31 protein-coding genes are annotated in these 26,734 nt (G+C 51.6%); 15 read left to right on the forward strand and 16 right to left on the reverse strand.

The genetic code is table 11. The features are described 5' to 3' along the window. Positions 1–95 precede the first annotated feature (95 nt). Positions 96–608 carry a GNAT family N-acetyltransferase gene (locus tag NST23_RS04725; protein WP_173597109.1) on the reverse strand — a complete coding sequence of 171 codons (513 nt, stop codon included), beginning with the start codon at positions 606–608 and terminating at the stop codon, positions 96–98. Then, a complete protein-coding gene (locus tag NST23_RS04730; RefSeq protein ID WP_217022467.1) occupies positions 605–1,063 on the reverse strand; it encodes a DinB family protein in 459 nt (152 codons plus the stop codon). Before NST23_RS04730 ends, NST23_RS04725 begins: the two co-directional genes overlap by 4 nt. A 165-nt stretch (positions 1,064–1,228) precedes the next feature. Here NST23_RS04730 and NST23_RS04735 point away from each other — a divergent pair, with 165 nt between their 5' ends. After that, on the forward strand, positions 1,229–1,639 hold the full coding sequence (locus NST23_RS04735; RefSeq protein WP_063230461.1) for an acyl-CoA thioesterase: 411 nt from the start codon (positions 1,229–1,231) through the stop codon (positions 1,637–1,639). 72 nt (positions 1,640–1,711) lie between these two features. Here the strand turns inward: NST23_RS04735 and NST23_RS04740 are convergent, their stop codons facing one another. Beyond that, a complete protein-coding gene (locus tag NST23_RS04740) occupies positions 1,712–1,864 on the reverse strand; it encodes a hypothetical protein (RefSeq protein ID WP_229049827.1) in 153 nt (50 codons plus the stop codon). 138 nt (positions 1,865–2,002) lie between these two features. On the opposite strand from NST23_RS04740, the gene NST23_RS04745 reads away from it, so the two are divergent. Next, positions 2,003–2,716 carry an HAD family hydrolase gene (locus NST23_RS04745; protein ID WP_173597108.1) on the forward strand — a complete coding sequence of 238 codons (714 nt, stop codon included), beginning with the start codon at positions 2,003–2,005 and terminating at the stop codon, positions 2,714–2,716. A gap of 65 nt (positions 2,717–2,781) precedes the next feature. On the opposite strand, the gene NST23_RS04750 is transcribed toward NST23_RS04745, so the two are convergent. Genes NST23_RS04750 through NST23_RS04760 form a run of 3 tightly spaced genes read right to left on the reverse strand, consistent with a single transcriptional unit; the run spans position 2,782 to position 4,548 of the window. Further along, positions 2,782–2,952, reverse strand: a complete 171-nt coding sequence (locus NST23_RS04750) for a hypothetical protein (RefSeq protein ID WP_340963231.1) — start codon at positions 2,950–2,952, stop codon at positions 2,782–2,784. Further along, the gene (locus NST23_RS04755; protein WP_340963234.1) at positions 2,945–3,865 is read right to left on the reverse strand and encodes an ABC transporter ATP-binding protein; all 921 of its coding nucleotides are present in this window, start codon (positions 3,863–3,865) and stop codon (positions 2,945–2,947) included. Before NST23_RS04755 ends, NST23_RS04750 begins: the two co-directional genes overlap by 8 nt. Beyond that, the gene (locus NST23_RS04760) at positions 3,865–4,548 is read right to left on the reverse strand and encodes an ABC transporter permease (protein ID WP_122966211.1); all 684 of its coding nucleotides are present in this window, start codon (positions 4,546–4,548) and stop codon (positions 3,865–3,867) included. Before NST23_RS04760 ends, NST23_RS04755 begins: the two co-directional genes overlap by 1 nt. A 136-nt stretch (positions 4,549–4,684) precedes the next feature. Here NST23_RS04760 and NST23_RS04765 point away from each other — a divergent pair, with 136 nt between their 5' ends. Both NST23_RS04765 and NST23_RS04770 read left to right on the forward strand, forming a co-directional pair. After that, the gene (locus NST23_RS04765) at positions 4,685–5,401 is read left to right on the forward strand and encodes a response regulator transcription factor (RefSeq protein WP_122966210.1); all 717 of its coding nucleotides are present in this window, start codon (positions 4,685–4,687) and stop codon (positions 5,399–5,401) included. Next, complete coding sequence (locus tag NST23_RS04770) at positions 5,398–7,176, forward strand: sensor histidine kinase (protein ID WP_242772579.1); 1,779 nt, start codon at positions 5,398–5,400, stop codon at positions 7,174–7,176. Before NST23_RS04765 ends, NST23_RS04770 begins: the two co-directional genes overlap by 4 nt. A 47-nt stretch (positions 7,177–7,223) precedes the next feature. On the opposite strand, the gene NST23_RS04775 is transcribed toward NST23_RS04770, so the two are convergent. Both NST23_RS04775 and NST23_RS04780 read right to left on the reverse strand, forming a co-directional pair. Next, positions 7,224–8,105, reverse strand: coding sequence for a YitT family protein (locus NST23_RS04775; RefSeq protein WP_173597104.1), 882 nt, complete (start codon positions 8,103–8,105; stop codon positions 7,224–7,226). A 133-nt stretch (positions 8,106–8,238) separates the two neighbouring features. Continuing rightward, entirely contained in the window at positions 8,239–9,027 is a 789-nt protein-coding gene (locus NST23_RS04780; RefSeq protein ID WP_122966207.1) for an FkbM family methyltransferase, read from the reverse strand. Between NST23_RS04780 and NST23_RS04785 the strand changes: the two genes are divergently transcribed. Further along, positions 9,022–9,219 carry a hypothetical protein gene (locus NST23_RS04785; protein WP_122966206.1) on the forward strand — a complete coding sequence of 66 codons (198 nt, stop codon included), beginning with the start codon at positions 9,022–9,024 and terminating at the stop codon, positions 9,217–9,219. The genes NST23_RS04780 and NST23_RS04785 overlap by 6 nt on opposite strands. Before the next feature lie 56 nt (positions 9,220–9,275). Here NST23_RS04785 and eutH read toward each other — a convergent pair whose 3' ends face one another. From eutH to NST23_RS04800, 3 genes are all read right to left on the reverse strand, one after another. Further along, positions 9,276–10,556, reverse strand: a complete 1,281-nt coding sequence (gene eutH / locus NST23_RS04790; protein ID WP_063230453.1) for an ethanolamine utilization protein EutH — start codon at positions 10,554–10,556, stop codon at positions 9,276–9,278. A gap of 396 nt (positions 10,557–10,952) precedes the next feature. Further along, complete coding sequence (locus tag NST23_RS04795) at positions 10,953–11,153, reverse strand: cold-shock protein (RefSeq protein WP_063230452.1); 201 nt, start codon at positions 11,151–11,153, stop codon at positions 10,953–10,955. Between the two features lie 268 nt (positions 11,154–11,421). Next, positions 11,422–12,021: a nitroreductase family protein gene (locus tag NST23_RS04800; protein ID WP_122966205.1), complete on the reverse strand. Its 600-nt coding sequence runs from the start codon at positions 12,019–12,021 to the stop codon at positions 11,422–11,424. Positions 12,022–12,333: 312 nt separating this feature from the next. On the opposite strand from NST23_RS04800, the gene NST23_RS04805 reads away from it, so the two are divergent. Both NST23_RS04805 and NST23_RS04810 read left to right on the forward strand, forming a co-directional pair. Beyond that, a complete protein-coding gene (locus NST23_RS04805) occupies positions 12,334–12,993 on the forward strand; it encodes a futalosine hydrolase (RefSeq protein WP_281869570.1) in 660 nt (219 codons plus the stop codon). Continuing rightward, a complete protein-coding gene (locus NST23_RS04810) occupies positions 12,994–13,839 on the forward strand; it encodes a 1,4-dihydroxy-6-naphthoate synthase (RefSeq protein ID WP_122966203.1) in 846 nt (281 codons plus the stop codon). Between the two features lie 132 nt (positions 13,840–13,971). Here the strand turns inward: NST23_RS04810 and NST23_RS04815 are convergent, their stop codons facing one another. Continuing rightward, entirely contained in the window at positions 13,972–14,496 is a 525-nt protein-coding gene (locus tag NST23_RS04815; RefSeq protein WP_122966202.1) for a superoxide dismutase family protein, read from the reverse strand. A 159-nt stretch (positions 14,497–14,655) separates the two neighbouring features. Here NST23_RS04815 and NST23_RS04820 point away from each other — a divergent pair, with 159 nt between their 5' ends. From NST23_RS04820 to NST23_RS04855, 8 genes are all read left to right on the forward strand, one after another. Continuing rightward, positions 14,656–15,333 (forward strand): response regulator transcription factor, encoded by a 678-nt coding sequence (locus tag NST23_RS04820; protein ID WP_122966201.1) that lies wholly within the window; start codon positions 14,656–14,658, stop codon positions 15,331–15,333. Continuing rightward, positions 15,330–16,757 (forward strand): HAMP domain-containing sensor histidine kinase, encoded by a 1,428-nt coding sequence (locus NST23_RS04825; protein ID WP_340963236.1) that lies wholly within the window; start codon positions 15,330–15,332, stop codon positions 16,755–16,757. Before NST23_RS04820 ends, NST23_RS04825 begins: the two co-directional genes overlap by 4 nt. Positions 16,758–16,878: 121 nt before the next feature. Continuing rightward, positions 16,879–17,988, forward strand: a complete 1,110-nt coding sequence (locus NST23_RS04830) for a Fe(3+) ABC transporter substrate-binding protein (protein WP_122966199.1) — start codon at positions 16,879–16,881, stop codon at positions 17,986–17,988. A 3-nt stretch (positions 17,989–17,991) separates the two neighbouring features. Beyond that, positions 17,992–19,647 carry an ABC transporter permease gene (locus tag NST23_RS04835; protein ID WP_340963240.1) on the forward strand — a complete coding sequence of 552 codons (1,656 nt, stop codon included), beginning with the start codon at positions 17,992–17,994 and terminating at the stop codon, positions 19,645–19,647. Continuing rightward, on the forward strand, positions 19,644–20,285 hold the full coding sequence (locus tag NST23_RS04840; protein WP_122966197.1) for an ABC transporter ATP-binding protein: 642 nt from the start codon (positions 19,644–19,646) through the stop codon (positions 20,283–20,285). The genes NST23_RS04835 and NST23_RS04840 overlap by 4 nt, the downstream gene beginning before the upstream one ends. Positions 20,286–20,414: 129 nt before the next feature. Then, positions 20,415–21,137: a DsbA family oxidoreductase gene (locus NST23_RS04845; RefSeq protein ID WP_173597098.1), complete on the forward strand. Its 723-nt coding sequence runs from the start codon at positions 20,415–20,417 to the stop codon at positions 21,135–21,137. An 18-nt stretch (positions 21,138–21,155) separates the two neighbouring features. Next, positions 21,156–21,641, forward strand: coding sequence for an Rrf2 family transcriptional regulator (locus NST23_RS04850; RefSeq protein WP_173597097.1), 486 nt, complete (start codon positions 21,156–21,158; stop codon positions 21,639–21,641). A gap of 94 nt (positions 21,642–21,735) precedes the next feature. Beyond that, on the forward strand, positions 21,736–22,215 hold the full coding sequence (locus NST23_RS04855; protein ID WP_173597096.1) for an ankyrin repeat domain-containing protein: 480 nt from the start codon (positions 21,736–21,738) through the stop codon (positions 22,213–22,215). Positions 22,216–22,367: 152 nt separating this feature from the next. On the opposite strand, the gene NST23_RS04860 is transcribed toward NST23_RS04855, so the two are convergent. From NST23_RS04860 to NST23_RS04875, 4 genes are all read right to left on the reverse strand, one after another. After that, entirely contained in the window at positions 22,368–22,949 is a 582-nt protein-coding gene (locus tag NST23_RS04860) for a GNAT family N-acetyltransferase (protein ID WP_173597095.1), read from the reverse strand. Positions 22,950–23,138: 189 nt separating this feature from the next. Continuing rightward, entirely contained in the window at positions 23,139–23,666 is a 528-nt protein-coding gene (locus NST23_RS04865; protein ID WP_173597094.1) for a DinB family protein, read from the reverse strand. A gap of 36 nt (positions 23,667–23,702) precedes the next feature. Then, positions 23,703–24,578, reverse strand: coding sequence for a radical SAM/SPASM domain-containing protein (locus tag NST23_RS04870; protein WP_173597093.1), 876 nt, complete (start codon positions 24,576–24,578; stop codon positions 23,703–23,705). Positions 24,579–24,854: 276 nt separating this feature from the next. Then, a complete protein-coding gene (locus NST23_RS04875) occupies positions 24,855–26,681 on the reverse strand; it encodes an ABC transporter substrate-binding protein (RefSeq protein WP_340963243.1) in 1,827 nt (608 codons plus the stop codon). Positions 26,682–26,734 lie beyond the last annotated feature (53 nt).

Below are 26,734 nucleotides of genomic sequence, written 5' to 3' on the forward strand. Positions count from 1 at the left end.
AGACGCTTCCTCACCGACTAGGCGAGGACAGGCACATCACATTCATACAGGTGGCGCTTCATTGTGATTCACCTCCTTGTTAGCGGGATGAGAGTTCAAGCTTCAAGCCATTTGGCGACCAGCAGGACAGGCTGTGTCAACTGCCCGACAGGTGCTTCTACTTGACGATACTGCTCGTAGCCAAGCTTGCCCCAAAAAAGCAGCGCTGGTTCATTGTACGCGATAATACCATGGTGAATGTGTTTGGTGCCGCGCAATAGGCAAAAGTCTTCAAACAGCTTCACCGCTTCTGTTCCCAGCCCTTTTCGTTGCCAGGACGCATGCAGAACGAGCAAACTGACCCAGCTTTTCGCATCGTGCTCGCTGGAGAGGACGACGTGCATCACACCGACGGGAGCTTCCTTTACCGTCAGCAGGAGCCAATAGCCATGGGGGATCGCCAGCGCAGAATGGTACTCCGCTTCCAACTCGGAAAGGCTCATGGTGTCGGTACGGGAGCGCAGCAAGTTGTACTGTGGATTGCTGTTGTACATATCGAGCACGTACGGCAGCTCAGCACGCTGCATCTCGCGGATGACGAGTTGTTTTCCGGAAAAGGACAAGGTCATCTTGCGCCGCCGTATTTGCGAATCAGGCCGATTTGTCCGCCATGATACCCCATATGATAAATCAGGCGACCGAGAGCCTGACGGGGAGTCAGCGTGCCGATGGGAGCTTCGCATGCCACATCCCAGGCAACCTGTGGCAGAGTGGTCAAAGCATCGACGAGATAATCGTAAGACGCCTCGCAAATAGCTAAAAGCCCATTCATATCAGTAAAATTGCCTTCGTCCTTGACTGGACCAATCGTGGCCAGAGAGGAGATATAATCAGGAAGCGGACGCGCAAAAAACATGGTACAGAAGCGAAATTCGACCTCGGCGATATGGCGAATCAAAAAGCCAATGGAGTTTGATTCGGGAGCGAGCTTCAATGGCAGCTCGTCAGCCTTAAGGTTCGAAAGTGTGTTCAAATAGCGGGAACGGGCTGTTTGCAGAGAAGGCAGCAATTCTTGCTCGAACATGGAACCATCCTTTCACGTACCGTAATAGGCGCTTGTCCTTTCTTTTATTATAGGAGAATCAACGGGAAAGAACAGCGTGATCATTCGGAAAATTTTGAATGAATGTTCACTCAGTTGCCGATTTTCGTTATACTAAAGAAAACAACAGCCAAGGAGTGAGAGAAAATGGCCCATCGCTTTGCGTTTACCGTGCAGTCTACGGATATTGATGTAATCGGTCATGTGAATAATGCCAAGTATTTGGAGTATATGGAGTGGGCGCGTTTTGACTGGATCTGGCAGCTCGGATTTACACTCGATGAATTGAAGCGGCGGGCCATTATGCCTGTGGTCGTGAATATCAATATCAACTATCGCAAAGAGCTGCGGATGAGAGAAGAGGTTTATGCGATTACGACAGCGCTGCGGGTGAAAGAAAAAAGCTTCGTGATTCGCCATGAGCTGTTCAACATACATGACGAGCTGGTGGCCGATGCGGATGTCACGATGGTGATGATCGATGCCAACACGAGGCGGTCCATATTGCTGCCGGAGGAATTGAGAGAAGCTCTGGAAAAAGAGTTAGCTGCGAAGTAAATCGTACGGCAATCGGCGATGAAAAAGCCGATCAGCTAGGCTAATCCTGCTTGAGCACAGGGATATCTTGTTTCAACTCCGAAACAGTGCCCTTAGCTCCAGCACTTCCTTTATCAAAGCATCCAGTTTGGCGTTTGTTTTATCCTTTCGATCCAAAAGAGCGCGAGTAACCAAACGAAGCTCATTCATTCCTTCCAGCAGCTGGTCAAGCTTCTCTTCTGACATGTCAATCCTCCTCCTTTTTCGCAAATGATGCCAAAAACGTGATGGCGGCTCTCATAATCCGTTACAATGATCTTAGCAAAAGACAGAGCCTTGCGCAGGTATTATTTAGAGGAAAAATGGAAGAGGAAGTGACCTACATTGTCTCGATTCAGTACGATCCTGTTTGATCTCGACGATACGCTGTTTGACTTTTCCGCTTGCTGGGAGCAGGGGATGCAGCAAACGATTGCCACTCATGCATTAACAGCAGGCATGGATGCTGCCGGACTGCTCTCGGCGCTGCGTCGCCACGGTGACGATCTGTGGATCGACGTCATTGCGAAAAAATACGATTTCACGCAGTATCGCCAACTGCGGATGCAAAGGGCAATGGCTGATTTCAACCGGATCATCGAAGCCCGGGACGTGGACGATTTTCAGCGTGCGTACCAGGCGGCGTGTCTCGATGCCGTACAGCCTGATCCATCCGTGCAACAAATCGTTGCGCAGCTGGCGGAGCAGCACAAGCTTGGCATCGTCACCAACGGCCCGGTTGATATGGCGTTTATCAAACTCGAACGTTTAGGGTTGTCCTCCTATTTTCCGCAAGATCGGGTGATTATTTCCGAGCTTTTGGGCTATCACAAGCCAGACCCGCGCATTTATGCCACGGCACGGGAACGGCTGGAAGCAGCGAGCGGCGAAGTTTTGTTTGTCGGCGATACGTGGGAAGCAGATGTCGCCGGAGCCATCGATGCCGGCTTTAGCGCGATCTGGCTCAACCCGAAAGGAAAGACGGCGACCACAGACCACAAGCCGCTGGCCGTGATTGAGCGCCTCGATCAACTGCCGTCTTACTTATCATTCATGTGATCTGTTGCGCCGAAAAAGACAGCTTCGTCCCGGAAAAATGTCGGGATAAAAGCTGTCTTTTTCGTTTACTCGCCTGCACCGCGTTCTGTCCATTTCTTCCGGACGATGATGATCAAGTTCACGGTAATCACTCCGATCAGGAGCCATGTGGAGGGAGTCCACAAGTCGTCATTTTTGAAGATAATCCGATAGACAAAGACAGTGGACAAAATCAGTAAAATCATTTTGCTAGACATGGGTATCATCATCCTGCATAAAGATTTTTTCCAGAGAGGGAACTTCCACATTCACACCGTAAATATCCACGCGTTCCTGTACGAGCGCGCGTACCAGCGCGGCGACTTTTTGTTCCTCATCCACTTGAAGCGAAAAGCGACCATCCCCCCAACTGAGGTTGCGACCGAGCGATGCGATAAATGCGTGCAATGCAGGGTGCTCGTCAGTGGCAAAAGCGGAGTGGCGAACTTGTACCTGCCGCCATGTCTGTTGCGCTGCCTGCAACTCGTCGAGGCTGCCGAGCGAAGCGATTTTTCCGCTTTTCATGATGGCGATGCGGGTGCAAATCTTTTCTACCTCATGCAAGTTGTGCGAGGTCATAAAAATCGTTTTGCCCTTCTCGTGCAGACGGCGCAGCAGCTCCTGAATGTGCAGGGCGGATTCGACGTCAACGCCAGAGGTAGGTTCATCGAGGAACAAAATTTCCGGATCGCCGATCATTGCCTGGGCAATTCCGAGTTTCTTTTTCATCCCGAAAGAAAAAGTTTTTGCTTTGCGCGAAGCATGTTCAGCAAGCTCTACCGCTCCGAGGATGCGCATGCACTCCTCATTCGTCAAGGTAACCCCTTTGACACGGGCAAAATAGCGCAGATGATCGGCAGCCGACAGAGAGTCGTAAAAAGTGGAATAGTCCGGCAAGACGCCAATGCGCCGTTTCCATTGTTCATCACGGACGTCCTGGCCAAACATCTCGATTTGTCCGGAAGTCGGGCGAATAATCCCTGTCAGCATGTTGATAAAAGTAGACTTTCCGGCTCCGTTTCGCCCGAGAAACCCGAAGATTTCCCCGCTTTGTACAGACAGGCTTACTTGATCGACGACGGTGCGGTCACCGAAACGTTTGCTCAATTCCAGCGTTTGAAAGACGGCCATTAACAATCCCTCCTTTGGAACAAGTACATGGAAGCGCCGAGAAACAGGACGACATAGCCCCAGATGACTCCGACCCACGCGCCGCCTTTTTCCAGGTAAGTAAACGGAGTCAAGTAAGCGATCCACTGTGCAGCAGGCTGCTCGGAAAACGTGCTCCACAATCCAAGACCCGGGAGCAGCATCGCCACGACAATACCGAGAAACATCGTGTAGCTCGGGCGCGGAACTACGAGAGACAGCAAGAGAGCCAGCGAAATGCAGTAGACGAGCAGCGACAAGCAGTGCAAAAAGGTTTTGGCGTCAAACGTATGCACAGTAGCGAGTACGACGCCAAAAGTAATCACGAGACAGCTCAGCCAGAAGCAGAGGATTCCGAGAAATTTCCCCAGGATGATCTTGTTCCGGGAAGTGCGGGTGACGAGAAAGCGAATCGTCCGGCCTGCCAGCTCACGGTTGATGACGTCATGCGACAGACTAAAGACGAAGAGCGGTCCCAAAAGCATAATCAATACAAAAACGCCCAAGGCGTGTCCCTTCGCCAGTTCTTGTTGGGGGATCAAAGTTGCCGCCTGATTGACCAGATCGGAAACCCAATACGACACGCCGACGATAAAGGCGATCGTAATCAGTGACTTGATACTTTTGAACAAACGAAAATATTCATGCCTGCAAATAGCCCACATAGTGTTATTCGCTCCTTTCTCCTACAGCATAAAGGATGAATCTTTCCTCTACGAAAACGCAACCTTACCATTACCTTATCTTTTATAATGGCTGCCCCCGCTCGTGATATGATGAGGGGGAAAAGGGAGTGAGAATGTGGAACAAGAAGCGAGAATTTTGCTGGTAGATGACGAGGAAGCGATTTTGCACATGCTAAAAACCGTTTTGCAAAAAGAAGGCTTCGTACATATAGATACATGCACAAGAGCCGAACAGGCGCTGCGGATGGTCGAGGAACGCCAATATGACTTGCTGATTCTCGACGTCATGCTGCCGGACAAAAACGGCTTTGAGCTTTGCTCCGCTGTTCGCCAGCGCACGAAAGCGCCGATTTTTTTCCTGACGGCGAAAGGAACCGACTTTGACAAATTGAGCGGCTTTGCTCACGGGGCAGACGATTATATCACCAAGCCTTTTCATCCATTGGAAGTCGTCGCCCGGATGAAGGCGCACTTGCGCCGAACGCTGGGCGGGCCAGCACCTGCGCCGGAAGCGAAAATTTACGACTTCGGCCGTTTTCAGGTCAATGCGGAGGCAGCCGAGTTAACCGTGAACAACGAGCAGGTTGACTGTCCGGCGCAAGTCTTTTCTTTGCTGGTGTTTTTTTGCCAAAATCCGAATCGCGTGTTCACCAAAGAACAAATTTACGATCACGTCTGGAAGGACGAGTATGGGCTGTTCGATGAAAATACGGTGATGGTGCACATCCACAAGCTGCGCCAGCGAATCGAGGAAAATCCGGGACAACCGAAGTATTTGCTTACCGTCAGAGGATTGGGATACAAGCTGGTGACGCCAGGGAGACAGGCATGAATCTGCGCAAAAAGCTGATCATCCAATACGTTCGCCAGTTTTTCGGCTTTTTGCTGGTTTTGCTTCTGTGCCTGATCGGCTCGCTCATCGTTTTGGGCTATCGCCTCATGAACGAGGAGCTGGAAACGGATCTGTCCCGCTTGGTCGCTTCCGATTTGCGCATGCAGCTCGAATGGGAGCAAGACAAGATAAGTGTCAACGACCGAGTGAAAAAAAGCGTCGATAGCCACAACGGCTGGCTGCAGATTATCGATCCGAAAGGGACGCTTTTGTATGCGTATCGCACCCCGGCGACTATCCCGCAAGCGTATGAGCCGGGAGAGTGGATCACGCAGACGCAAAACGACCAGGCTTCGGCTTACTACGTGAAGCATTGGGTGGTAGAACAGGAGCTGTCGGAGCAAAAAGTAATCGTGCTGTACGGGACGCCAGCTCCGGAAAACGCCTTGATGGCGCAGCTTTTGGCAGCAAAACCGACAGCTGGCTCCCCGGTTCCTGCCGAGCTTGCGAACAGCTTCTCCCGGGAAAAGGGCTGGTACGCCATTTATGATCGGCAAGGCAAGCTCGTCGCGGAGTACAACGCAGCAGATGCAGCCAAGCAGCTCGATCTGATCCCGATTTTACAGAACGGCAAAGAAAGTCGAAACGTCCCTGTCATCACCACTAGCCGCTACGACAAGGCGAGCGGTTTTACGTATATCGTGGGTGTTGCCAACCCGTGGTATCGCCCGGGAGCTGCGGCTGAGTCCGTCGACAACATGATTGCCTATTCGTTTTTGCAGGTGGGCGCCGTCCTGATTGTGTCTGTGCTGCTGGCGGGCAGCTGGTATGCGCTGCGGGTCGGGAAACCGCTTTTGCATATGGTGAACTGGCTGGGCAACCTGGCGCAAGGACGCTATGCAGAGCCGATTGGCAAAAACGGTCGGCGCATCGGAACGACGCGAAAAGGCAAGCGGAAAAAGTCGTTCGCCGTCTTTCAGGACATTTTTGACGCGTTGGCGAAGCTGAGCCATACTTTACAGACCAATGAAGAACGGCAAAAAGACATCGAGAAAACGCGCGAAGAATGGATATCCGGGCTTTCCCATGATTTGAAGACGCCGCTCAGCTCGATTTTTGGCTATGCGACCATGCTGGAGTCGGAGCAGTACGAGTGGGGCAGGGCGGAAGTAAACCAGTTTGGCCGAACGATCCGGGAGAAAGCCGATTACATGAATGGCTTGATCGAAGACTTGAATTTGACGTACCGTTTAAAAAATCACGCGCTGCCGCTGATGAAAGAGCCAGTGTCTGTCGTGGAGGCGATCCGCAGAATGACAGCTGACCTGGTAAACGAGCCGAGCGCGTCTGGGCACGAGATCGAGTTTGAGGCTCAAGAGGAAAAAATCGTGGCGCTGCTCGATCCGAAATGGTTTTCGCGGATCGTCATCAACATTTTGACCAATGCGATCCGGCATACGCCAAAAGGGACGCTTGTGCGCGTAGAGGTCAGTCTTGCTGCCCCTGACAGCTTTGCAGTTCGCATCGCGGACAATGGTCCGGGGATGGACGAAAAAACAAAAGCGAGCTTGTTTGAACGCTATTATCGCGGGGGGCACACCAAAGAGGATACGAGCGGAACCGGACTGGGGATGGCTATCGCCAAACAGCTTGTTCTCGCCCACGCCGGGAACATCGAGGTCAAAAGCGAGCCGGGGAAGGGAACAGAGGTAGTGATGACGTTTCCTTGCCAGACGCAGACAGCAAGTCATGGCAGCCTGCCGACAAAGACATAAAAAAGGTGCCGCTGATAGTCAGGCGGCACTTTTTTTTGCAGAGCTTCTTAGTGAATGGCGTTTTTCTTGAACTGCCCGCCGCGTACATCGTGGATGTTGCCGACTGCCAGGAAGGCATTCGGATCAAGCTCCTCGACGATCAGCTTCAGCTTGGCTTCTTCCAGACGGGTGATGATGCAGAAAATGACTTTCTTGTCATCTCCGGTATAACCACCCTCCCCTTTCAAGTAGGTGATACCGCGTCCCAAACGGGCAACGATGGCGTCTCCCAACAACTTGTGGTTTTCGCTAATGATCCAAACGGATTTGGATTCCTGGAAGCCTTCGATGGTCAGATCGATCATTTTGAAAGCAATGTAATAGGCAATCAGCGAGTACATCGCGCGATCCCAACCGAATACGAATCCGGCACTGCTCAAAATGAATAGGTTGATAAACATGACGATCTCACCAACGGAGAACGGAGACTTTTTGTTAAACAGTACCGCGATAATTTCCGTACCATCCAGAGAGCCGCCGTAGCGCAGAACAAGTCCTACTCCAATCCCCATGATAATACCGCCGAACACCGCAGCAAGCAGCGGATCATCCGTCAGTCCGGGAACGGGATGCAGCAGAGTGGTTCCGAGGGACATGATACTTACCCCGAAAAGCGTAGAGATTGCAAAGGTCTTTCCGATTTGCTTATAGCCGATTATGAGAAAAGGCAAGTTAAGCAAGAATAGGAAGATGCCAAGAGACAGAGATGTGAGATGCGAGGCAATGATGGAGATACCTACGATTCCTCCGTCGATGATCTTGTTCGGCACCAGAAAAATCTCCAGAGCCACAGATACAAGGGAAGCACCGACGAGAATAAAGAAGATTCTCTTCAGCAACTTTCCAATGGGTAATTTTTGATGAGTCGATTGTGCATTGAGTTGTTCCATCGTTTCTCTCCCCATTGTGAAATTTTGTACCTTTTTATTATAACATTCATTTTTGCTTGACTACTGCTCAATTGCACATTACACAAAAAAAATAAGCAAATTCTGATATGTATAATTGAATTTTGGCCGCAGATCAATCGGTCATAATCAAATAAGGGCACTCTCCGGTCGCCAGCACGATATCGAGGTCGATTTCTACCGTTGAGCCTTCGCTATTGAGGACGAAGAAGCGCTTGGAGAACGTCTGGCGATAGTGGCAAAGCAGTTGGGCGAACGGCTCCCAATCCGCTTGCAGCATGTTGCGGTTCAGCTCAAAGACGACGTTTTTCGCTTGGGTGGAGAGTACCCGTTCCATGCCGAGAAAAGCTTGGTATTCGCCGCCTTCAATATCGACTTTGACGAAATCAATGCTCTGGTCTGGCGGAAGCAGATCGTCGACGGCGACAGCGTCCACTTCGAGCTGGTCAAATTCATCCAGATAGTGCTTGTGGTAAGCTTCATTGTGTTGTTGCAGCGAGCTGTTGCCGAGGAAGCGACGGGAGGCGTAGAACGAAATGCGCGACTTCCGGGAAAAGGCCGCCAGCCGATAGCTCTGTACGCGGTCGTGAAAATAGTTGATAGAGAGATTGTCCAGCAGAAAGGCATGGCAGCGCGGGTGCGGCTCTAGCGCAAACAGCTTTCCGGTCGGTCCGATCAATTGACCGAGCAAAATGGTAAAATAGCCGATGTGGGCACCCAGCTCTACAACGACCTGACGAGGCTTCACCTGCTGGCAAAAATAGCGGGTCAGCGGGCTCTCATGGGTTCCGTTTGCCGCAAGCTCAACGCCCACACTCAAGTCTTCCGAGGGACTAAGCAGCTTTTTGCCATAGCAAGTCGTGAGCAAAAGCCGATTGTTTCCCAAATAGACAGGGGAATGCATCCAGAAATCAGCTCCTTGTCGCATTTTTGCCAATACAGTACAGCGTATGTACAGCAGGACGTTCTGAGACGTGTTGCTTTTTTGCGCAAGGCATGGCGCAAAAAAGCAGCGGATTTGTCCGACTGGCTCGGTGTCATGAGGCTGTCTTGGCGGTGTGAGCATCATTTTGCGGGCGCCGTGACGATGACTTGACATATATACTGCATACAAACAGCAAAAAGGCCGCCCTTGATGGACGGCCTTGCTTTTTATTCTTTCGTAGCAGCTACTTCAGAAGCAGCTTTATTGGATGCATGGTGATCCTTGTATTCATCAGGGCCGATGATGCCAGCTGCGCGATCTTGTTTCTCCAGCTCCAGTGCTTTTGGCACAGACAGCCAGTAAGAGAGCGCGATTGCAATGACACCTGCGCCGAGCTTGCCGAGCATGACAGGCAAGATGATGTTAGGCTGGAAGTTCGCAGAGAAGGACAAGTGGTCACCCAGCAAGAACGCTGCACATACGGCAAACGAGATGTTTACCACTTTGTCTTTTGGCGGCATGGAACGCACGAGACGGAACATCGCCAAAATGTTTGCGACAGTTGCCAGAAGCCCCGCACTGCCTGTTGGGCTAAGACCCAGCTTGTTACCGAGTGCTTCCAGTGGCTTCGCCGCGTATTTACGCAGCAAGTATACCATCGGGAACGCACCGCAGAGCATGATACCGATATAACCGGCTGTTTCCAGGGCGCGGTACTGGTCTTTCGGGTCGGCGATGATCGGATCGAAGCCCCAAGCGCCAAAGAGGGTAGTAAAGATGCCAGTAAAGTATTGCACGATCGAGAACACGAGTACGAGTTTGATACCAGCGTCCATTGTTTTACCGAAGATCATGAATCCGCGAATCATCAGGTCAGGCATGAAGCGCAGACCAGCGGCAATCGCTATTACGAAAATGAGGATAGGAGACAAGTTCAGCAAAACCTGGCCGATTCCGATTGCAAAAGCGTAGGTGGAGTCAGCATTCGTAGAGATTTCAGCACGCACTTGCGCATTGGTCAAAGAGAGAATGGCACTGGTGATAAAAGCGCCGATCGGAACAGTCAAAATCCCGGACATGACGCCAAGCGCCATGTATTTGTGGTCGCGCTTGTCCAGCATGGCAAGTCCCATCGGAATGGAGAATACGATCGTGGCACCAGCCATCAGACCGACTACCATTGCCATTACCCAACCCTCGGTCGAGCTTTTCAAAATGTTCGCCAATTGGTATCCACCCATGTCAGAGGCCAAAATCGCGGTCGCTGCCAGGGCAGGGTCGGCGCCAATTTTGTGGAAAATCGGCGATACGGCTTTTTCTACAAACCAGGAAATATAAGGGAGAGAGGCCATGATACCGGCAGCAGGTACGAAGATGTAACCGGTTGAGTGAATCCCTTCCATGAACTCCTTGCCAAGCCCTTCATCGCTGTTGCGGATTGCTGCGATCGCACCGATGACTGCGCATAGCATGATGATGTAAATAATGACACTTCCAATGTGCTCCATGGACAACCCCACCTTTTTGAAAGATGTAAACAATAAAAGCGCTTAGGAATCCCTGAAAACAGGATGTACCTAAGCGCCTTTGCTTATTTTGTATGGACTTGTTTAAACAGCTTTATGATTGCTAACCATCTGGAACCGCTTTCAAACAAAGTTAGAAAATAAGCGAAGGAATCACTATCATTGCGTAAAATTTTGAAAACTTCATGCTGGAAAGCGCCATTGCTTTTCGCTGCATTATAACGTGATTATATGGGGAGCGTTGACTATTGTCAACAGCTCTTTAGGGACAAAGTCCGAATTTTATAACGCCGATCGACAAAAAACGACTTTTTCCGCCTGAAAAAGGCAGTAAAAAAAGCCGCCCCGCTATGCAGCAAGGGCAGCTTCGTGAGTCAATTACAGTTTTACAACGTTCTCAGCTTGTGGGCCGCGGTTGCCTTCTACTACGTTGAACTCAACGCGTTGGCCTTCTTCAAGAGTTTTGAAGCCGTCGCCAGTGATTGCGCTGAAGTGAACGAATACGTCGTTTCCGCCTTCAACTGCGATGAAACCATAACCTTTTTCAGCGTTGAACCATTTTACTGTACCTGTTTGCATGGGTGTTACCTCCAACAATATTAAAATGAATATGCAACTTTTATTTGTGGATAAAATAAAATTCACACATTGTGAAAGGTTCAAACATAACTGTAAACCCTTTACAATATGTGAACGCTTTTTTGAAACATCTTTTGTTTAAGTTAATACTACCACAGACAAATGCGGAAATCAATCGCTTACTTTAATATCTTCCCGGTAAAATATAGACAAAGACGGCGAAAAGCTGAAATGGCTTCGCGCCGTCTTGTCATGAGCCGTGAAAAAATTAGGCGAAGAACTTCACGCGCTCTTCGATTGGCTGGAACTGTTTCTCGCCAGGCTGCGCGGTTGGCTTGCCGAACGGCATTTGCGCGATCAGCTTCCACTCGCTTGGGAGGTTCCATGTTTGTTGCACTTCTTCATTGATCAGCGGGTTGTAGTGTTGCAGGGATGCACCGAATCCTTCTGTTTCCAGGGCAGTCCACACGACGAATTGCAGCATGCCGGAGGATTGCTCGGACCAAACCGGGAAGTTGTCTTTGTAGGCTGCGAATTTTTCTTGCAGACCTTTCACTACGCTTTGGTCTTCGAAGAACAGAACCGTGCCGTAGCCATTGCCAAATGCGTTCATTTTTTCTTCCGTAGGAGCGAAGTTTTCGGCTGGAACGATTTTGCGCAATGTTTCTTTTGTGAGGTTCCACAGTTTATCGTGTTGTTCGCCCAAAAGCACAACAACGCGGGCGCTTTGCGAGTTAAAGGAAGATGGAGTATGCTTTACGGCTTCTTCAACAAGCTCGCGGATGCGCTCGTCAGAAGCAACGGCTTCCTTGCTGATTCCATAATAAGTTCTTCTGTCTTTAACGGCTGTAAAAAAGTCTTTGCTCATGATCATTTACCTCCAGGAGATTGTGTTTTATTTACATAGTGGATGAAAAAAGTTGAACTTATTCAACATAATTAACTTACGTTTCGTAACCTAATATATTTTATTAGAAGCACATTGTCAATACCTTTCCGGCAAGGAAGGTGCAGTTTCACTATCAGTATTCCCAATCTCAGTGTAAGTAATTTCCTTTCGCTATACAAACAAGTCAAACACTTTACAGCAAAGAAAAGTAGCGATAACGTGGAGGAGGAAAAAGTTTTTTCAAACAGGATGAAAACAAGCAGGGAGAGCGGAAGGAGGGCAGGCGAAAAGATGCTTGATCAGCAAAAAAAGCAGCGCATCCTGATCGTTACATCGGTAGCGGTTGAACGGGATGCGGTCATCGCAGGTATTGGTGAAGATGAGCGGTTCACCTTTTTGATCGGAGGCGTGGGGCCAGCAGCTGCGGCTGCCAGCACAGCACGGGCTTTGACCGAAGCTCGCTACGATCTGGTCGTATGTGCCGGAATATGCGGCGGATTCGTCGGACGCGCAGATGTCGGTTCGCTCGTGGTTGCCAGCGAGATTGTGTGCGCCGATTTGGGGGCCGAGACACCGGATGGTTTTCACAGTGTGGACGAGCTAGGGTTTGGTTCTGCGCGCGTACCAGTCCCGGATGAGCTGGCAGAGCAGGTGGAGCAAGCCATGTTGCAGGCGGGCTTGCCTATTTATCGCGGGCAAATTTTGACGCTGTCCACGGTGACGGGAACGGCGCAAACGGCGCAGGCACTGGCAGAAAGAATGCCGGGGGCGCTCGCGGAGGCAATGGAAGGCTACGGCGTTGCCATCGCCGCGCAAGCAAGCGGAGTGCCTGTACTGGAGATCAGAACAGTTTCCAATGCGATTGGTCCGCGCGACAAGTCGGCTTGGCGGATCAAAGACGCTCTGGAAGTTTTACAAAAAGGAAGCGCAGTATTGCGGGAGGTGCTGTAGATGAAGATTGCATTTTCACCGTGTCCGAACGATACATTTGTCTTTCACGCCTGGGCGCATGGCTTGATCCCTGGCGCACCGGAACTGGACATCATGTACGCAGATATTGACATTACGAATACGCTTGCGACGCGGGCGGAAGGCCCGGAAGTGATGAAAATTTCTTACGCCGCCTTGCCGTGGGTGCTGGACAAGTATGCGCTGCTTCCGTGCGGAGGAGCTTTGGGCAGAGGGTGCGGCCCGCTTGTCCTGACGCAAGGCGATTCCGGCGCGAGTGCCAACGATCCGGCCCGGCTGTCCGGCAAACGGGTGGCGGTACCGAGCGAGCGTTCCACAGCTTACTTGTTGTTCCGCTTATGGGCAGCGCAAAACGTCCCGGGAGGCGTCGGAGAAATCGTCGTGATGCCGTTCCATGAAATCATGCCAGCTGTACGAGACGGCAAAATCGACGCGGGGCTGGTCATCCACGAAGCGCGCTTTACTTATCAAAACTACGGTCTTTCACTCATGACCGATCTCGGCAACTGGTGGGAGGCGGATACGAATCTGCCTATTCCTTTGGGAGCGATCATCGCGCGCAGATCGATGGATTTGGAGTCGCTGGCGAACTGGACGCGGGCATCGGTGGAGTACGCTTGGGCGAACCCGACAGCATCCGAGGAGTATGTCATGTGCCATGCGCAAGAGTTGTCTGTTGAGGTTGCCAAGGCACATATTGACTTGTACGTAAACGAATTTACCCGAGACTTGGGCGAAGATGGCTATGCGGCGATTACTGCCTTGCTCGGTCGTGCAGCCGAGGAAGGGCTTGTCCCGCGCTTCGATCTGTCGCTGCTGCGCGGATAGACAGGTATGGAAAAAAGAAAACGAAAAGCACAGGGGCTGCGTCTCTGTGCTTTTTGGCGTCCATGGCAGGAAGAGCGGGGGAGAGATTGCGGAGAAGCGCTGCATTTGTCATGGAGTTGAGCTGTGATGGGGCTAGGCGGGCATGATGATGCCGCAGGCGAGTCTTTTGCCGCTATTCCCGGATGGCTGTGTCCGGTAGTCGTCGGGATTTTGGTGAATGATCACTGATCTTCCGACGACATCTGCTGCCCTGAACTTGTTGGTAAAAAAGCTCATTCGCGTGTACCCGTCATTGGAAAAGAGTACGGGGAAGTCGCCGGCATGGTTGCCGTGCGGCTGGTTGGTCGGGTTCCAGTGGCTTCCCGCTGCGGTAAAAGGATCGTCGGCATTGCCGACTGTGCACACGCCGTGGTCGTGCAGGTGAAAGCCAAAAGGACCGATCGGCTGTTGATTGCCGGATGCAGGCTTGTAGGGCGGTAAACCGATCGCTTCCACATACACCTCTGTCCCGTACGGAACGTCCGTGAAGACGACATAGCCGTTCAGGTTCGGAGCCAGCGGCCCGCCCTGAATTTGCGCATAGGCTTGTGTCGGCGCAGCCGGGTATGAGGAAGAAATCATTCTCGCGTCGTAAAAATAAGGCGAATACCCGTTCATTTTCACATCCCCCTCACGATGGAATGGTTACGATGATCATCCTATGTAGCAAATGGGCGGATGGTTCATCGACGAACGAGTCGCTTATGTTGACGCTGATAATTATTATCATCTACAATCAGATGGACTTCCCCATGAGGGACAAAAGGTGAGTAAACGATGAAAAGAGTGCTTTTGATTGAAGATGAAAAAAACATGGCAAGATTTATCGAGCTTGAATTGCGCCACGAATCGTTTTCCGTCGTTGTCGCTGATGACGGAAAAACAGGACTGGAGCTTGCGCTAAAGGAAGAGTGGGATCTCGTACTGCTCGACTTGATGCTGCCGGAAATCGATGGGATCGAAGTGTGCCGCGCCATTCGCGAACGCAAAAAAACACCGATCATCATGCTGACGGCCAGGGACAGTATCGATGATCGCGTCTCGGGTCTGGACAGCGGCGCAGACGACTACATCCCGAAGCCGTTTGCCATTGAGGAGCTGCTTGCGCGAATGCGGGTCGTGTTCCGCAGACAGGAGGAACAGACCGACCTGGCGCGGACGAAGCTTGCTTTTCGCGAGCTTGTCGCAGATTTGGAAGCCCGCACGGTAGCAAAAGCCGGCCAAACGATCGAGCTGACGAAAAGAGAGTATGATCTGCTGGTGGTGTTCATGAAAAACATCAACCGCGTATTGCCCCGCGATGTGCTGCTGGACACGGTATGGGGATACGAGTCGGCGGTGGAAACGAACGTGGTCGACGTGTACGTGCGCTACTTGCGCAACAAAATCGACTCGGCACAGGAAGGCAGCTACATTCAGTCCGTTCGCGGAATCGGATACGTGATGCGCAAATGAAAAAATACACCCCGTCGCGCCTGTCCAGACTTCCGATCAAATGGAAGCTGACCCTTTGGTCGTCCGTGCTGCTGTTTTGTGTGTTCATCGTCTACAATACCGTCCAATACTTTTTTGTGGAAAAATGGATGATCCATCAGGAGGAACAAGCCACCGAAAAAACGATGCGCGAGATTCTCAATTTTGCTCTGGAAAGGGAGATTTTCTTTGAGGGGGCCGATCTCGACGAAATGCGCGGCTTCCTGCAAAAAATCAACCAGCAAGACCAGCGAATCCGCATCCTCGACGAACAAGGAAACCCGGTCGCTGTCGTGTCCAATGGCATCGAGGACAGCCTGGCAGCCACAATCACAGGCTCCCCGCACGAACAGTGGCGGAGCATGCACGTCAAAGGCAATCTGCTGTTGATGGAGCGCCCGATCACGATTTTTCAGTTTGACGGCACGGTGGAGATTGTAAAAAACATCAACGAATTTGAGCAACTGAGCGGAGCGCTGTTTCAATTTATGGCGATCGGCTGTCTCGTTGCGGTTATCATCAGCGGCCTCGGGGGGCGGATGCTGGCTCGCCAGCTGGTGAAGCCGCTGCAGGCGATGAATCAGACGATGAAAAATGTGAAGCAAAAAGGGCTGGCTGAGCGGATCGCCTTTTACGACAACCACGATGAGATCGCTACGACGATGAACATGTTTAACGTCATGATGGACAAGGTCGAACGTTCTTTTCAACAGCAGCGGCAATTCGTCGAGGATGCCTCGCATGAATTGCGGACGCCAATCGCGATCGTCGAAGGGCATTTGGGCATGCTGCATCGCTGGGGCAAGCATGACCCTGCCGTTCTGGAGGAATCTTTGCAAATCTCGATTCAGGAGCTGGCGAGGTTAAAAGCGCTGGTAGAAGAACTGCTGGCACTGACGCGGGCGGAAAACTTGCAAATGGATGAAGCAACGGCTGTGTGCGAGCCGGAGCAAGTCATTTTGCAGACGATCAAAAAAGTGAATGTGCTGCATCCGGCTTTCACCATGGAGCGTGACTTGCGAGAGCTGTCAGGAGTGAGGCTCGCGATATCGGTGGAGCACCTGGAGCAGATTTTGCTGATCCTGCTCGACAACGCCGTCAAGTATTCGCGGGAACGAAAACGGATCGCTGTGCAGGCGACGGTGCAAAATGAAAGAGTGTGTCTCGCCATCAAGGATGCAGGGATTGGCATTCCGGCAAAAGACTTGCCTTTTGTCACAGATCGCCTGTATCGGGTAGACAAGGCACGAAACCGTAAAAGCGGCAGCGCAGAAGGGAACGGGCTTGGTTTGTCGATCGCGAAGCGGCTGGTCGAGCGGTACAACGGGGCTTTGTCCATCGAGAGCATCGAGCAGGAAGGGACGACTGTAAACGTCTTCTTGCCGATTCGCGCGGGCGTGCAATGAGGACGAAAAATGTTTTTTTGATTTTCTCATCGTTTTCTCATTTTGTTTCGCTAGAATAAGCCTTGTCGATTGGAAATGATATTCATTATCAAAACAACCGGAGTAAAGGGGACGAATCAAGATGAGAAAAACAAGCATGCTCGGTCTCATGCTTTTTACGATGCTGACCGTGCCGTTCATGGCAGGCTGCGGTGCCGGACAAGGGCAAGGCGAAGGCAGCGCGAATCAGCCGCAAGCCAGCACGGAAGCGCCAAAAGCGGACGAGAAGGCAAGCAAGGATCAGGTTGTCAACGTATTTACGGCCAGACACTACGAGATCGACAGCAAGCTGTTCAGCGAGTTTACCAAGCAAACCGGGATCAAGGTCAACGAAGTAAAAGGAACTGCCGAGGAGCTGGTTGAACGCCTGAAGCGCGAAGGGGAAAGCTCGGAAGCGGATTTGTTCATCACCGTGGATGGCGGCGTGCTGAACTATGCCAAACAAAATGGCGTTCTTCAACCAATCACTTCCGCCGAGGTAGATAAAAACGTGCCGAGCAAATGGCGCGATTCCGACAATGAGTGGATCGGCATGGCGACCCGCGCTCGCGTCATCGTGTATGCAAAAGACCGCGTGAAGCCGGAGCAGCTGTCTACTTATGAAGATTTGGCGAGCGACAAATGGAAGGGCAAAGTGCTGGTGCGTTCTTCTTCCAACTTGTACAACCAATCGCTGGTCGCTTCTTTCATTGAGCTGAACGGCGAACAGGCTGCCCAGGACTGGTCAACTGGCCTCGTCAACAATCTGGCTCGCAAGCCGGAGGGCGGCGACCGTGATCAGGCAAAAGCCATCGCTGCCAAGATCGGCGATGTTGCGATCATGAACACGTACTACGTCGGGCAAATGCTGAACTCCAAAGACGCCGAAGAAGTGAAGGTCGCAGAAAATATCGGCGTATTTTTCCCGAACCAAACTACGACTGGCACACATATGAACATCAGCGGCATCGGCCTGACCAAGCACGCCAAAAACAAAGACAATGCCATCAAGCTGGTGGAATACATCACGGGCAAAGAAGGCCAAACGATGTTGACACAAGGCAGCTTTGAATTTCCTGTCAACGCCGAGGCAGAGCAGCCTGCGCTGTTGAAAGAGTGGGGAGAGTTTAAAACACAAGAACTGAACTTTGCCAAGCTCGGCGAGAACAACAAAAAAGCCGTTGAACTGATGAACAAGGCAGGGTGGAAATAAAAGATGACGGGAGCTGCGTTGCGAAGAAGCCTGAAACGAAAGTGGAACGGGTGGGTAGCGCTGAGCGTGACAGGGGCCGTTTTGGCCCTTCTCCCGTCTCTTTATATTTTGCTCGGACTGTTTGCTCGAACGACCGAGAACTGGCAGCATATTCAGGAATACATGCTGCTGGACTACGCGCTGCAATCGCTCTTGCTTGTGCTGGGAACCGTGTCCTGTACGATCGTCGTAGGCGTTTCGCTGGCTTGGCTGGTAGCTGCCTACGACTTTCCGCTGCGGCGTTTTTTTTCGTTCGCTTTCGTACTGCCGCTGGCGATCCCGCCGTATATTGCCGCGTATACGTACGGCAACATGCTGAGCTATACGGGAAGTATTCAAACTTTTTTGCGAAATGAATGGGGATTGGCTCCCGATCAGCGCTATTTTGACATCATGTCCATGAAGGGCGCTATTTTTATTTTCACGCTGTTTTTGTTCCCGTACGTGTATTTGATTGCGAAAACATTCATGGAGAAGCAGAGCGCGGCTTTCATCGAGAACGCCCGCTTGCTGGGGAAAAATTCGTTGCACATCTTTTTGCGCATCGTGCTGCCGCTCTCGCAGGCTGCGATTGCCGGCGGGGCAAGTCTCGTTGCGTTTGAAGTGCTGAACGATTTTGGCGTCACGAAGCACTTTGGCATTCAATCGTTTACGGCTGCCATTTTCAAGACGTGGTTCGGCATGTATGACGTCGATTCTGCAATTCGTCTGGCGGCCTGGCTCATGAGCTTGATTATCGGGATTTTTGTGGTCGAACGGCTGGTGCGCAGACGCAAAAAGTTCAGTTCCCCGACCAACCGCATGACGCCATTGCGCAGGAGAAAGCTGAAGGGACTGCCCAAGTACGCGGTGCTGTGCTTTTGTGTCGCGGTCGCAGCTTTGTCTTTTTTCATTCCGGTCGCGCAATTGGCAGTTTGGGCGACGTGGACGTACAAGGAAGTGCTGAACGACGTATTTGTGCAGCTTTTGACCAATACATTGCTGATTTCCTGTATTTCCATCACGCTCTTGATGATTTTGGCTGTCACAGTGGCAAATGTCATTCGCTACTCGCGAACTTCCGTATTTTCGCTGGTCATGACCAGGCTGATTTCCATGGGCTATTCGATCCCGGGAGCGGTATTGTCCATCGGCGTGCTTGCCGTCGTGATTTCACTCGACAAAGAGCTTGCGCCGTTGTACGCCTGGCTGGGCTTCGCGGAAGGCAAGCTGGTCATCAGCATGTCGCTGTTCATGCTCATTTTCGCGTACATCATCCGCTTTCTCGCGGTCGGCTACAACGCAGTGGAAGCGGGGTTTGAAAAGACGGGAAACCGTTATGCGGAGGCGTCCCGCTTGCTCGGCATGGGGATGACGCGCACTTTTTTCAAAGTGGATTTGCCGTTGATCAAGGGCGCAGTAATTACCGGGTTCATCCTCGTGTTCATGGAGATCGTCAAGGAGCTGCCGCTTACTTTGCTGCTTCGTCCTTACAACTTCGAAACTTTGGCGACGAAAGCGTACCAATACGCCAGCGATGAGCAGATTCATCAGGCGTCGATTCCTTCGCTGCTCATCATCGGTGTCGGCATCGTTTCGGTTTACTTTTATCACTGGCTGGGGGAGAGGCAGGCAAAATGAGCTTTTTTCAATTGGAGAACGTCACATTTGGCTATGATACGGGGAGCGGGCCTGTCGTGCGCGATTTTTCGCTGCGCATGGAGCAAGGGGAGATCGTCGGGATACTGGGAAGCAGCGGCTGTGGAAAAAGCACGTTGCTGCGCTTGATCGCCGGGCTGGAAGCTCCTGCGGGAGGGCGGATTTTGATCGCTGGAAAAGTGCTGGTCGATCCGCGGCAGTTTGTCGAGCCTGAGCATCGTGGGGTCGGGATGATTTTTCAAGATTACGCTCTGTTCCCTCATCTGACCGTCGAACAAAATATTTTGTTTGGACTGCATCGGCTGACCAAAAGGGAACGGGAACAACGTCTGGGGGAAATGCTGTCTCTCGTACAGATGGAGGGCTACGGAAAGCGGTATCCGCACGAGTTGAGCGGCGGACAGCAGCAGCGGGTAGCTTTTGCCCGGGCTTTGGCGCCGCGTCCCGCGATTTTATTGATGGATGAGCCATTCAGCAACCTGGACGCGGATTTGAAAAAGAAAATACGGGAAGATTTGAAGCAGCTGCTTCGCCACGCGCACATCACGACGATATTGGTGACCCATGACAAGGAGGATGCGGAAACGATTTGTGACCGGATCATCCGACTGGCTCGGTGACGGGCAAAGTGTCGCTTTCTCCTCAAAAGTGCAGCATACAGCAAATAGATGGTGTATAATGTGCTTGTAACGATTGCAGTTTACGGTTGGCCTGTCGGCAAGAGCCGTTGAATAAGAGGAGGATGTACGATGAAAGTAGAAGTTTGGTCTGATTTTGCCTGCCCGTTTTGCTATATTGGCAAGCGTCAACTGGAAGGAGCTTTGTCGCAGTTCCCGAACAAGGATCAAGTCGAGGTTGTTTACCGCAGCTTCCAGCTCGATCCAACCATGGAGCGCGATACGAACATGGACATGCATCAGGTGCTGGCGTCCAAATACGGCATGTCGCTTGAGCAAGCAAAAGGCATGAATGACCGTGTAGCTCAACAGGCAAAAGGTGTCGGTCTGGACTATTACTTTGACACGATGATTCCGACGAATACGTTTGATGCGCACCGTCTCGCCCACTATGCGGCTACTCACGGCAAAATGACGGAGATGAAGGAAAGACTGCTGAAAGCGTACTTCACGGAATCGCTGCACTTGGGAGATCACGAAGTATTGGCGCAGCTCGCTTCCGAGGTTGGACTGGACAAAGAGGAGACGCTCGCCATGCTGGCCGGAGACGAGTACAAAGACAAGGTGCAGGAAGACAAGCAAAGAGGTGCCGATCTTGGCATCAACGGCGTGCCGTTCTTCGTTTTCAACAACAAATACGCGGTATCCGGCGCGCAGCCTGGAGAAGTGTTCCTGGGAGCGCTGAACAAAGTATGGGAGGAAGAACAGGCTGCTGCCCCTCTCCAGTTTGTCGGCCAGGATGAAAAAGAAAAGACAGCCGGGGACAATTGCGCGGACGGTTCCTGCAAGCTGTAAACGACAGGTTGTGTGAGCATGAAGCTGAATCGAATTGATCAGATAGCCAAGCCGCGCTTTCGGATTGCTGTTCACGTACTGGTCTGGCTCGCCCAGAGTGGCGGAGTGCTGTCGAGTGCTACGATTGCGGCCCAAGTCAAGACACATGCAACTTTTTTGCGGCGTGTCATGGCCCAGTTGACCCGTGCCGATATTGTGGAGGCAAAAGAGGGGCGCGTTGGTGGCTACTATATGACGAAGTGCCCGAAAGAGTTGACGCTGGCCGATATTTACCGCTCTCTCCCGGAAGAACGTGAGGAAGACAGCCAGGAAGAGCTGGATTGCGGCGAGGTTGGCGTGCAGCTCGATCGGCATTTGGAGTCATTGATGAATCAGGCTGAGCAGCAGCTAATCTTGTTCCTCGAGCGGTATACGCTGGCAGATGTCATGGACAGCATCGGCTTTGGCCAGGTAGAACCGAGCGAAGAATTGCTGGAAATCAAACAGGAAGGCCGACTCTTGTAATGGGAGTCGGTTTTTTTGTGGAAAAAACAGGATATTGCATTTTTTTGCCGAAGCGTTTTGCAGAAGAAGTCCAAAGGAAAAGGAAGAGAGCGCAATGGCATATACATTCGAAGATTTGTACGAAGCAACAGAAATAGACGATTTCGATGAGGTCAAACGGATCTTGCAAAAGCAGCCCGATTTGATTCATGGCAAGGACGAGTATGAGTTTTCCATCTTGCATGCGGCGGTGATGACTGAAGACGAACAGTTGCTTGAATGGTTGATCGCAAAAGGTGCCGATGTTCACGCCAAAAACGATGAGGGCATCACGCCGCTGCACATCGTCTTGTACCCGGAGATTGCCGCCCTGCTGATTCGGCATGGGGCGAATGTCAACGCTGCGGCGCATGACGGAAGTGCCCCGCTGCACACACAAGTGTCTGACGGGGAGGAACGGCTGGATGTCATCGAGGTGCTGCTTGCGCACGGAGCGGATAAAACGCAAAAGGACGATCGTGGTCAGACTCCGCTCGATATTGCCCTTGAACGCGAGGAAAAAGAGATCGCTCAATTGCTTGGACAAGCGGAGTAAGGCTGCGCTCATTGCGGATGACCGCGCCTACTCCCAGTCGGGGCAGGGCTTCTTTGGTTATGTTCACTGCCATAACTGTGCTTCTTTTGTTCGTAAAAATTCAGCGACGGCATCGTGACCTTGCCGGATGGCCAAGGAATGGCAGCCATTTTTTACCGAAGACGAGTTTCCGTCAGCGGATAGTGGCTACGTACATGTTGCTTGAAGGTCGCATAACTGCACTCGTATACATGGGAATCGTGGTCGCTTTCGCACAGAAGAGTCATCCCGAGACGGCGGGCAAACCGATTGCCGGCAGCCGTTAACGTATCAATGATGATCGAATGGATGCGAGTGCCGCTTCGTTCGACCTCATCCAGCACGTCGAGATAATGGCGGAGCATGATAGGCAGGGCGCCACTTTTCCGATAAGCATCGGCGACAACGACGCAAGACAAATAGTAATGGGCCGACTCGTTTGGCAGCTTCGGATCGTCCATATCCGCTGTGGTCATGAGGCTGTCGTTGAAACGTCCCGCTGCGATCTGCTCGTAGATGTGTTTCTTGACTGGAAGCAGATTCATGAAAGCGACAATCCGTCCGTCATCCTCCATGGCGACGATGCTGTCAGGCCGATAGCGATACCAGTTATAGCTTTCCTCGTACGGTGTGATGAACTCGGCGTCATAGTAGGCAAGCTCCAACTGCTCCATCTGCCGAAAATGCTCCAATTGCAGCTGCTCTTGTTTTTTCATGGTTGTGCTCTCCTTGATCAGACTCGATGATGCGTGGTACAAGGTTGTCTGAAGTCATTGGGTGTTGGAAACTAACTAGCATTTTAGCATAGAGCGGAAGCCGTTGTGAAAGAATGGAAAACATTCCGATCAGAGAGTGAGTCATGAAAAAAGAGGGGGAACGGCTCCCCCTCACGAAAAAGTTTTCCGTTATTTGTCCTGCAAAATACCGAGGTACTCTTTCCACGGGCCTACGTCTGTCGTGTATCGTTTTGCCATCACGCGAACGATTTGGGCGATGTGCGTCAAGTCGTGGACGACCCAGGTGGAGATCAGCTCCCGCACTTTTACCGGACCGAATGCCGGGTGCAAGCCGGTCAGCTCCAGGTGCTGGTCAGGATCAATCAGCTCGGTCAGTCTGGCGATATTTTGCAGGCGAATCGTCTTGAAGTCTTGCAATTTTTCTTCCAAAGATGTCTCGGCCTGATTGTTCAGATGGGCAAAACGGTCAAACGGAGGGAACGGCTCGCTCTCGCCCGCGAGCAAAAGATGTTCCAGTCTCGGTATCCAATTCGTTCGTTCCGCTTCGATCAGGTGCTCCAAAACTTGCAGCGGGCTCCACGTATTTTCGCCTTCCGTGCAGTTGAGCCATTCGCTCGAAAGTCCTCCGAGAGTATGCTGCAACGTCTGCGGTGTGCGCTCCAGCATCCGGGTAGCCTCACGCATTGTGAAATTCATCGAATCGCCCCTTCTGATCCGTATCCGGATAAGTGTTTATGCGCCAAAACGCTGGCGATACCCACAGCGTTTGCACAATTCCTCGACAGCTTCCCTCCGTGAAAACCCTTCGACGATGGCATTGGCCCGCTCGCCTTCCACAATATCGGTAAACGTTGTCTGCTGAATGTTGCCCAGCTTGATGACTCCTTCGCCGTCTAGACAGCAAGGAACGACTGTCCCGTCGACAAGAATGGCAGCCTGACTGCGCAGCGCGTGGCAAAAGCCGCGGCCCTCGTCGCTTGGAGCTGTCATGCTTGGCCACTGAAACTCGTGATCCTGATTCAAATATACGCGCTCGGCGATTTTCACGCCGCTGCCGGGCACGACTTTTTCTTCAATCTGGTAGTCCAGGCCAAACTCTTTTTCAATCATCTCCAGCGTCTGGCGGTTTCTGCTCTTTTGAATGTTCGTGATGTTGTCCTGGGTCAAATTCCAGAGGCGAAAGGAAAAGATGACGTTGTGTTCCGCAGCATCGCGGACAAAAGAGAGAATTTCCCGCAAGTAGCCTTCGCGGTCGGTGGAACCGATATGGCCGTCAAAGCTGTGCAGGGAGAAGTTCATTTGCCGCAGGGCAGGCTTCCCCAACAGCTTATGCCGATTTTTCGCGATCAATGTGCCGTTGGTCGTGATGTTGACCTTGAAGCCTTTTTCGTGGCTCACGTCGAGCAACTCGTCAATTTTGGGATGCAGGAGCGGCTCTCCTTTTACATGCAAGTAAATATGCCGGGTATGCGGCTTGATCTCATCGAGCCGTTTTGCGAAGTTTTCCACCGAGATAAACGTAGCCTTGCGCTCGGTCGGCGGACAGAACGTACAGGCGAGATTGCAAATACTCGTGATCTCTATATAAACTTTTTTAAATGTTTTCAAGATCGTGTCTCCATTCCAGTTGTCCTTTGTTAGTAGGCAGGTATACCTCACATAGTAACATAGGAGGGGAAAGAGGGGGAGCGGTGTATTATGGCGGGAAGTGCTGCCACAGGTTGAAAATGCCTGGCTGCCGGGAAGCGGATGTTTCCTCTGCAATGAGAGCGCGGCATTCCATGTGTCTCAAAAAAACAAGAAGTAACCGTCCGCCAAAGTCCAGCGAGTCGGTTACTTCTATATATAAAGGTATAAAGGGAAACGATCAGGCTATCGCGCCGTTTATTTTTTCACGCTTTCAATATACTTGGTCAGGTACTCCTTCACTTTTGTCGGATCGGCTTTCAGCTCATTGCCTGTTTTCACGAGCGGGCTGACGGTCGAGAAAGCTTTGAGTTTGTTGTTTTTATAGAACTGTAAGATTTCATCCTGATTGATCGAATAAAGCACAGCTTTTCGCAAATCCTCGCTTTTGGCGACTTCCCGATTTTTCGTGTTGAACAGCAAATACGTCACGCCGTTGCTTGGCAGAGTTTGCAGCTTCAGCTTGCTTTCGCCTTTGACAATATCGTACTTCGTTTCCGGCACGCCGTAGTACACATGAATTTCGCCGCTGCGCAGGGCGGAAAGCGAGCTGTCTGCATCTTTGATGAAGCGAACGGTAATTTGCGAGACTCGCGGTTCATGCTCGGTGCCCTTCATGTAGCCAGGGTTTTTGTAGAAGACGCCTTCGTAGTCGTTTTTGTAAGCCAAAATATACGGGCCGCTTGCGTACAGCGTGTTGTTGTACTTGTCGCCTTCCGTTACCGTATTTTGATCGCCATACGGGATGTCTTTGTTTTTATCAAAAGTGGCCACGTCGTACGTGTTGATTTTCTCGACTTGCTGCTTGGATACGATGCCTCCCGACTGGTGAGCCAAATAGTTCAATACTTGAGGGAAAGGCTCGGTTGTCGTCAGCTTGACTACTTGATACTTGCCTTCTTTGTTGTTGGCCTGGTTTTTGTCGGCAACGAGTGCGGCAATTTTTGCGTTCAAGCCTTTTTCCAGCGCTTCTTTTACTGTTCCGTTGCCGCCGACTTGCTTCACGGCTTCCAATGCTTGCAGGTCGGTTACGATCTCGGCGTTTTTGATATGTTCATGCAGGGTGTAGGTGCGGTGATCCGGGACCGAATTTTTGTCTTTTGCCCGCAGCAGGGAAAAGACAACGTCTTCCGCGCCTACGCGTTCGCCGGAATCAACGGCGGCTTTGTTTTCCACTTTGGCGAAGTGGATATCGTCGCGGAGCAGGAAGTAGTATTCGGAATTTCCGTCAGCGATGCTGTGGTTGAGCGACAGCGACCCTTTGGACGTAATCACGTCATCATCCGTCAGATTGACGAGACGGACATACATATTCGTGTTGAGCATGTTGATGGACCCGTCATTGCCCTTGATCGGGTCGAGCGATGTCAAGGTGGACGACGCCTGTTGCAAAATCAGCGGTGCGCTGGCACGTTTGGACTTGTCCACAAAATCAAGCTCTTCCCACGGCAAGGAACGGGACTTGGACAGCCGGATCGATTTCTCGTCGACGACTTCCTTGTTGAACGCCTGACTTTTCAACGAATTGTACAACGGCACGATGTAGGCTTTGTCCGTTACGAGGCGTTGCTCGAATTTTTTGTAAGTCTCACTGAATTGGTCCGGTGTTTGTGTCGCCGCTTCATCAATCAGTTTGTCGATCTCGGGATCGGCCAATTTGCTGTAGTCGCCGCCTGTCTTGAACAGGGAGCGAACCGCATAATCGGGGTTTCCGGTCACGGTCGTCCAACTGGACAGGGAGATATCGTAGTTGCCTGCGTCTTCCTGGGTCTTGAAGCTGCCGTAGTCGGGTTGCAGGTTCAGCTTGACGTTAAAGCCGTTTTTGGTCAGCTGATCGCGGATAATGTTGAGATCGGATTCGCCAGAGCTTTGTCCGAGCAATTCGATCGTAATGCCGCCTTGTCCTTGCGGTGCAGGGGAAGGGGCGGTGTTGTCGCCGACGGCTTCGCTTTCCGTCTGCACGCTGCAAGCGCTCATGGTGAGCGATAAAGCGAGTCCTAAGGTGATCAAAGCACGTTTTTTCATGAATGGTTCCTCCTGAACATGACTGTTTTATCTATCTGAAAATTGGCAAACGA

The sequence above is a fragment of the Brevibacillus sp. FSL K6-0770 genome, from assembly GCF_038000275.1.
GTDB classification, from domain to species: Bacteria; Bacillota; Bacilli; order Brevibacillales; family Brevibacillaceae; genus Brevibacillus; species Brevibacillus parabrevis.

Coding starts and splice junctions, on each gene's coding strand:
- NST23_RS04725 (WP_173597109.1), bottom strand. CDS start 608: ATGACCTTGTCCTTTTCCGGAAAACAACTCGTCATCCGCGAGATGCAG.
- NST23_RS04730 (WP_217022467.1), bottom strand. CDS start 1,063: ATGTTCGAGCAAGAATTGCTGCCTTCTCTGCAAACAGCCCGTTCCCGC.
- NST23_RS04735 (WP_063230461.1), top strand. CDS start 1,229: ATGGCCCATCGCTTTGCGTTTACCGTGCAGTCTACGGATATTGATGTA.
- NST23_RS04740 (WP_229049827.1), bottom strand. CDS start 1,864: ATGTCAGAAGAGAAGCTTGACCAGCTGCTGGAAGGAATGAATGAGCTT.
- NST23_RS04750 (WP_340963231.1), bottom strand. CDS start 2,952: ATGTCTAGCAAAATGATTTTACTGATTTTGTCCACTGTCTTTGTCTAT.
- NST23_RS04755 (WP_340963234.1), bottom strand. CDS start 3,865: ATGGCCGTCTTTCAAACGCTGGAATTGAGCAAACGTTTCGGTGACCGC.
- NST23_RS04760 (WP_122966211.1), bottom strand. CDS start 4,548: ATGTGGGCTATTTGCAGGCATGAATATTTTCGTTTGTTCAAAAGTATC.
- NST23_RS04770 (WP_242772579.1), top strand. CDS start 5,398: ATGAATCTGCGCAAAAAGCTGATCATCCAATACGTTCGCCAGTTTTTC.
- NST23_RS04775 (WP_173597104.1), bottom strand. CDS start 8,105: ATGGAACAACTCAATGCACAATCGACTCATCAAAAATTACCCATTGGA.
- NST23_RS04785 (WP_122966206.1), top strand. CDS start 9,022: ATGCATCCAGAAATCAGCTCCTTGTCGCATTTTTGCCAATACAGTACA.
- NST23_RS04780 (WP_122966207.1), bottom strand. CDS start 9,027: ATGCATTCCCCTGTCTATTTGGGAAACAATCGGCTTTTGCTCACGACT.
- eutH (WP_063230453.1), bottom strand. CDS start 10,556: ATGGAGCACATTGGAAGTGTCATTATTTACATCATCATGCTATGCGCA.
- NST23_RS04795 (WP_063230452.1), bottom strand. CDS start 11,153: ATGCAAACAGGTACAGTAAAATGGTTCAACGCTGAAAAAGGTTATGGT.
- NST23_RS04800 (WP_122966205.1), bottom strand. CDS start 12,021: ATGAGCAAAGACTTTTTTACAGCCGTTAAAGACAGAAGAACTTATTAT.
- NST23_RS04805 (WP_281869570.1), top strand. CDS start 12,334: ATGCTTGATCAGCAAAAAAAGCAGCGCATCCTGATCGTTACATCGGTA.
- NST23_RS04810 (WP_122966203.1), top strand. CDS start 12,994: ATGAAGATTGCATTTTCACCGTGTCCGAACGATACATTTGTCTTTCAC.
- NST23_RS04815 (WP_122966202.1), bottom strand. CDS start 14,496: ATGAACGGGTATTCGCCTTATTTTTACGACGCGAGAATGATTTCTTCC.
- NST23_RS04820 (WP_122966201.1), top strand. CDS start 14,656: ATGAAAAGAGTGCTTTTGATTGAAGATGAAAAAAACATGGCAAGATTT.
- NST23_RS04825 (WP_340963236.1), top strand. CDS start 15,330: ATGAAAAAATACACCCCGTCGCGCCTGTCCAGACTTCCGATCAAATGG.
- NST23_RS04830 (WP_122966199.1), top strand. CDS start 16,879: ATGAGAAAAACAAGCATGCTCGGTCTCATGCTTTTTACGATGCTGACC.
- NST23_RS04835 (WP_340963240.1), top strand. CDS start 17,992: ATGACGGGAGCTGCGTTGCGAAGAAGCCTGAAACGAAAGTGGAACGGG.
- NST23_RS04840 (WP_122966197.1), top strand. CDS start 19,644: ATGAGCTTTTTTCAATTGGAGAACGTCACATTTGGCTATGATACGGGG.
- NST23_RS04845 (WP_173597098.1), top strand. CDS start 20,415: ATGAAAGTAGAAGTTTGGTCTGATTTTGCCTGCCCGTTTTGCTATATT.
- NST23_RS04850 (WP_173597097.1), top strand. CDS start 21,156: ATGAAGCTGAATCGAATTGATCAGATAGCCAAGCCGCGCTTTCGGATT.
- NST23_RS04855 (WP_173597096.1), top strand. CDS start 21,736: ATGGCATATACATTCGAAGATTTGTACGAAGCAACAGAAATAGACGAT.
- NST23_RS04860 (WP_173597095.1), bottom strand. CDS start 22,949: ATGAAAAAACAAGAGCAGCTGCAATTGGAGCATTTTCGGCAGATGGAG.
- NST23_RS04865 (WP_173597094.1), bottom strand. CDS start 23,666: ATGAATTTCACAATGCGTGAGGCTACCCGGATGCTGGAGCGCACACCG.
- NST23_RS04875 (WP_340963243.1), bottom strand. CDS start 26,681: ATGAAAAAACGTGCTTTGATCACCTTAGGACTCGCTTTATCGCTCACC.